General features: G+C 61.9%; 4 protein-coding genes. 3 read left to right on the forward strand and 1 reads right to left on the reverse strand.

Annotated elements, in window-relative coordinates; translation table 11 throughout:
* Nucleotides 1-207: 207 nt before the first annotated feature.
* Entirely contained in the window at nt 208-2,097 is a 1,890-nt protein-coding gene (parE, locus tag VKM35_RS01320; RefSeq protein ID WP_324317545.1) for a DNA topoisomerase IV subunit B, read from the reverse strand.
* Between the two features lie 128 nt (nt 2,098-2,225).
* Here parE and VKM35_RS01325 point away from each other — a divergent pair, with 128 nt between their 5' ends.
* From VKM35_RS01325 to VKM35_RS01335, 3 genes are all read left to right on the forward strand, one after another.
* Nucleotides 2,226-3,884, forward strand: a complete 1,659-nt coding sequence (locus VKM35_RS01325; RefSeq protein WP_324317547.1) for a CTP synthase — start codon at nt 2,226-2,228, stop codon at nt 3,882-3,884.
* A gap of 90 nt (nt 3,885-3,974) precedes the next feature.
* Nucleotides 3,975-4,811: a 3-deoxy-8-phosphooctulonate synthase gene (kdsA, locus tag VKM35_RS01330; protein ID WP_324317549.1), complete on the forward strand. Its 837-nt coding sequence runs from the start codon at nt 3,975-3,977 to the stop codon at nt 4,809-4,811.
* On the forward strand, nt 4,811-5,196 hold a 386-nt coding region (locus VKM35_RS01335), incomplete at its 3' end, for a hypothetical protein (protein WP_324317551.1). The genes kdsA and VKM35_RS01335, both read left to right, overlap by 1 nt.

The following is a 5,196-nucleotide window of genomic DNA, read 5'->3' on the forward strand; positions in this document are numbered from 1 at the left end:
CTCGAACGGGGCGATGACGGAGACGAATTTTCCGCTAGGCGAGAGCTCGGCGCCGCGATACTCGGCCCGCTTCGCGAAATTCTCCAGCGGGATGGGTTTCGTTTGACCAAAGGCCTGGCCGGAAAAGATCGCCATGGCGCAGAAAATGCTCAGCTTGCTCAATTGCATGACTCGGCCTCTTGTTGGGATAGCGATGGGTCGTTTCGATCACACTTCCAGCGACGCCAGGTCGCCTTTCAATTCCAGCCAGAGCTTGCGGTCGCCCGCGCGCTTCTTGCCGAGCAGCATGTCCATCAACTTTCCGGTCTCGCCGGCGTCGTCGATAGTCAGCTGAACCAGTCGGCGTGTGTCGGGGTGTATCGTCGATTCGCGCAACTGTACCGGATTCATCTCGCCCAGGCCTTTGAACCGGGTCACGGAAACCTGACCGCGGATTTTTTCTTTTTCGATCCGCTCGAGCAGGATGCGTTTTTCTTCCTCGTCCAGGGCATAGAAGACCTGCTTGCCGACATCGACGCGAAACGGCGGCGGCATCGCCACGAAAATATGGCCGGAGCGCACCAGCGCCGGGAAATGCTTCAGGAACAAGGCCGACAGCAAGGTGGCGATATGCAGGCCGTCGGAGTCGGCGTCGGCGAGGATGATCACCTTGCCGTAGCGCAGCCCGTCGATGTTCTCGGTGCCGGGATCGCAGCCGATCGCGACCGCGAGATCGTGCACTTCGTTGGACGCAAGCACACCCGAGCTTTCCACTTCCCAGGTGTTGAGGATCTTGCCGCGCAGCGGCAGGATCGCCTGGAATTCCTTGTCGCGCGCCTGCCGCGCACTGCCGCCGGCGGAATCGCCTTCAACGAGGAAAATTTCAGTGCGTCCGAGATCCTGCGAAATGCAGTCGGCCAGTTTTCCGGGCAATGCCGGACCCTGCGTGATCTTCTTGCGGACGATCTGTTTTTCGGTTTTCAAGCGCGCGGTGGCGCGATCGATCGCCAGCTGCGCGATCTGCATGCCCAGTTCGACATGCTGGTTGAGCCATAGCGAAAACGCGTCGTGGGTCGCGCCTTCAATGAAGGCGGCGGCCTGGCGCGAGCTCAGGCGTTCCTTGGTTTGACCACTGAATTGCGGGTCGGTGAGTTTGAGCGAGAGCACATAGCTCACACGGTCCCAGACGTCTTCGGGCGCGAGCTTGACGCCGCGCGGCAGCAGATTTCGGAAGTCGCAGAATTCGCGCAGCGCATCGGTCAGGCCCGAGCGCAGGCCGTTGACGTGCGTGCCGCCCTGCACGGTCGGGATCAGGTTGACGTAGCTTTCCTGCACCAGTTCGCCTTCCGGCAGCCAGGCCACGGCCCAATCGACGACTTCGCTTTCCTTGGACAAGTTGCCGGCGAACAAGTCCGGCGGCAGCAGCTCGCGCCCGTTGAGTTCGCCGAGCAGGTAATCGCGCAGACCTTTTTCGTAGAACCATTCGTTGCGCTCGCCGGTGGCTTCGTCGAACAGGCGCACGGTCAGGCCGGGGCAGAGCACGGCTTTCGCACGCAGCAGATGGCGCAGGGGTTTGACGGCGAATTTCGCGGTGTCGAAATATTTCGCGTCCGGCCAGAAGTGCACGCGCGTGCCGGTATTGCGCTTGCCGACGCTGCCGATGGTATCGAGCGGCGAGGAACGGAAGCCGTCGCGGAATTCCATGCGGTATTCGTTGCCGTCGCGCTTGATGAACACCTCGACCTTCTTCGAGAGCGCATTCACCACGCTGACGCCGACGCCGTGCAGACCGCCGGAAAACGTGTAGTTCTTGCCGCTGAATTTGCCGCCGGCGTGCAGACGCGTGAGGATCAGCTCGATGCCGGGAATTTTTTCTTCCGGATGGATATCGACCGGCATGCCGCGGCCGTCGTCGGAGACCTCGCAACTGCCGTCGCTGAAAATCGTCACCTCGATGGTTTTGGCGTGCCCTTCAAGGGCCTCGTCGACCGAGTTGTCGACCACTTCCTGCGCCAGATGGTTGGGCCGGGTGGTATCGGTGTACATGCCAGGGCGGCGCTTGACCGGATCCAGGCCGGAAAGGACTTCGATGTCTGCAGCGTTGTAGCGAGTGCTCATGCGGCTCTGGGGGTTGCGCGAAGACGGGCAGGATGCGGGCCCAGGTGTTCAGGGTCAAGCTGAAAAATCAAGGGTGCGGGATGGTCGCCGAGCCGGTAGAATGGGGCTTTCCAGCGCCCCCAATATTTATGACGCGTCTTATCTTCGTTACTGGCGGCGTGGTGTCCTCGCTTGGCAAGGGCATAGCGGCCGCGTCCCTGGCGGCCATCCTCGAGGCCCGCGGGCTTCGCATCACGATGATGAAGCTCGATCCCTACATCAATGTGGATCCGGGCACGATGTCGCCGTTCCAGCACGGCGAGGTCTACGTCACCGACGACGGTGCCGAAACCGACCTCGATCTTGGTCACTACGAACGCTTCGTGCGCACCCGCCTGACGCGAAAGAATTCGGTCACTACCGGCCGAATCTACGAGGAAGTGATCCGCAAGGAGCGCCGCGGCGATTATCTCGGCGGCACCGTGCAGGTCATTCCGCACATTACCGATGAGATCAAGCGCTGCATCGACGCGGCGACAGAAGGCTTCGACGTCGCCCTGGTGGAAATCGGCGGCACCGTCGGCGATATCGAATCGCTGCCTTTCCTCGAAGCGATTCGCCAGATCCGCACCGAACGCGGTCCGGAGCAGGCGATCTTCATGCACCTGACCCTGGTGCCTTACATCGCCGCCGCCGGCGAGCTCAAGACCAAGCCGACGCAGCACTCCGTCAAGGAATTGCGCTCGATCGGCATCCAGCCCGACATCCTCCTGTGCCGCAGCGAAAAACCGCTGCCGGACAGCGAACGCCGCAAGATCGCCCTGTTCACCAACGTGCACGAAAAAGCCGTGATCAGCTGCGTCGATGTCGACAACATCTACAAGCTGCCGCTGTGGCTGCATGAGCAGCAGCTCGATCAGATCGTGGTCGAACGCCTGCGCCTGGAAGCTCAGGTCAAGCCGGCCGATCTTTCCGAATGGGAAGCGGTGGTGGACGCGGTCGAGCATCCGGTCGATGAAGTCACGATCGCGATCGTCGGCAAGTACGTCGATCATCAGGACGCCTACAAGTCGCTCGCCGAGGCGCTGCGTCATGGCGGCCTGCGCCAGCGCACGAAGGTGCGTTTGAAGTGGATGGAATCCGAACAGGTCGAGGCCGAGGGCGCGGAGGCGCTTGCCGGTGTCGATGCCATCCTCGTGCCCGGCGGTTTCGGCGATCGCGGTTTCGAAGGCAAGGTGCTCACGGCCAAACACGCGCGCGAAAATGGTATTCCCTATTTCGGCATCTGCTACGGCATGCAGGCGGCGGTGGTCGATGTCGCGCGGCATCTCGCCGGACTGGCCGGCGCCAATACCACCGAAAACGAACGCCACTGCCAGCATCCAGTGATCGGCCTGATCACCGAGTGGCGCACGTCGAGCGGTGAAGTCGAGCGTCGCAGCGAGGAATCCGATCTTGGCGGCACCATGCGCCTGGGCCTGCAGGAATGCCGGCTCAAGCCCGGCACGCGCGCCCGCGAGATGTACGGCAAGGACGTGATCGCCGAACGCCATCGCCATCGCTACGAATTCAACAACCGCTATCGCACCCAGATCGAGGATGCCGGCCTGGTGATTTCGGCCAAGTCGATGGACGACCTGCTGGTGGAGATGGTCGAGCTGCCGAACCATCCCTGGTTCGTCGCCTGCCAGGCACATCCGGAATTCCTGTCCACGCCGCGCGATGGCCACCCATTGTTCATCGGCTTCATCCGCGCCGCCCGCGAACACAAGGCCGGCGGACGCTTGTTGAATCAGGTGAGCGCGTGAGCAACGCCGTTGTAGGAGCGACGCAAGTCGCGATTTTCGCCGCTTGCCGAGAGGTCGCGACTTGCGTCGCTCCTACATGGGGGAATGCAAATGAAACTCTGTGATTTCGAAGTCGGCCTCGACAAACCATTTTTCCTGATCGCCGGTCCCTGCGTGATCGAGTCGATGCAGTTGCAGCTCGATGTCGCCGGCCAGCTCAAGGAAATCACCGGCAAGCTCGGCATTCCCTTCATCTTCAAATCGAGTTTCGACAAGGCCAATCGCACCTCGGGCACGAGTTTCCGTGGCCCCGGTCTCGAAGAAGGCTTGAAGGTGTTGTCGGAAGTGAAGCGGCAACTCGGCGTGCCGCTACTCACCGACGTGCACGAATACACGCCGCTCGATGAAGTTGCTTCCGTGGTCGACGTGCTGCAGACGCCGGCGTTTCTTTGCCGACAGACCGATTTCATCCAGAAAGTCGCCAGCGCCGGACGCCCGGTCAACATCAAGAAAGGCCAGTTCCTCTCGCCTTGGGAGATGAAGCACGTCACCGCCAAGGCGCAGGCGACCGGCAACACCCAGATCATGGCCTGCGAGCGCGGCGCGAGCTTCGGTTACAACAACCTCGTCTCCGACATGCGCTCGCTGAGCGTGATGCGCGATACCGGTTGCCCCGTCGTGTTCGACGCCACGCATTCGGTGCAGCTGCCCGGCGGCATGGACGGCAAATCCGGCGGCCAGCGCGAATTCGTGCCGGTGCTGTCGCGCGCGGCGATGGCGGTCGGCATCGCCGGCATCTTCATGGAAACGCATCCCGATCCGGACAAAGCCCTCAGCGATGGCCCGAATGCCTGGCCGCTGGGGAAGATGGCGGCGTTGCTGGAGACGCTGATGGCGCTCGATCACATCGTCAAGAAAAACGTATTGCCCAACGAGGGTCTTGGTTGATGCGAATGGTTCTGGCATTGCTGCTGTTGTTGCTGGTGGCGTGTTCGTCGTCGGTGACTGGCGATGCCGGAAAATCCGCGCAGCCTGCAACCCGCGCACCCAGCACCTACCAGCAGAAGGTCATCGATTTCGTCGCCGCCCACGACACGCCGCGCGGCGTGATCGTGCATCTGTACCAGCGCTACAACGCCGGTAATCGCGATCGTTCCGTGGTCGATGTGATCGAATCGTCCGAGGCGGCCTACGAAGCGGTCACGTTGTCGGATTGCGTGAATCCGATCGTCGAGAAATCGCATGACGACGATCTCCTCAAGATTTCCGCGAAAATCGCCAAGGCCGGACTCACCGACGTCGTGATCGCCAAAGCCCTGGCCGTGCTGCCGAA

It is taken from the genome of Arenimonas sp., assembly GCF_035312645.1.
In the GTDB taxonomy this organism is placed as follows: Bacteria; Pseudomonadota; Gammaproteobacteria; order Xanthomonadales; family Xanthomonadaceae; genus Arenimonas.

Coding starts and splice junctions, on each gene's coding strand:
- parE (WP_324317545.1), bottom strand. CDS start 2,097: ATGAGCACTCGCTACAACGCTGCAGACATCGAAGTCCTTTCCGGCCTG.
- VKM35_RS01325 (WP_324317547.1), top strand. CDS start 2,226: ATGACGCGTCTTATCTTCGTTACTGGCGGCGTGGTGTCCTCGCTTGGC.
- kdsA (WP_324317549.1), top strand. CDS start 3,975: ATGAAACTCTGTGATTTCGAAGTCGGCCTCGACAAACCATTTTTCCTG.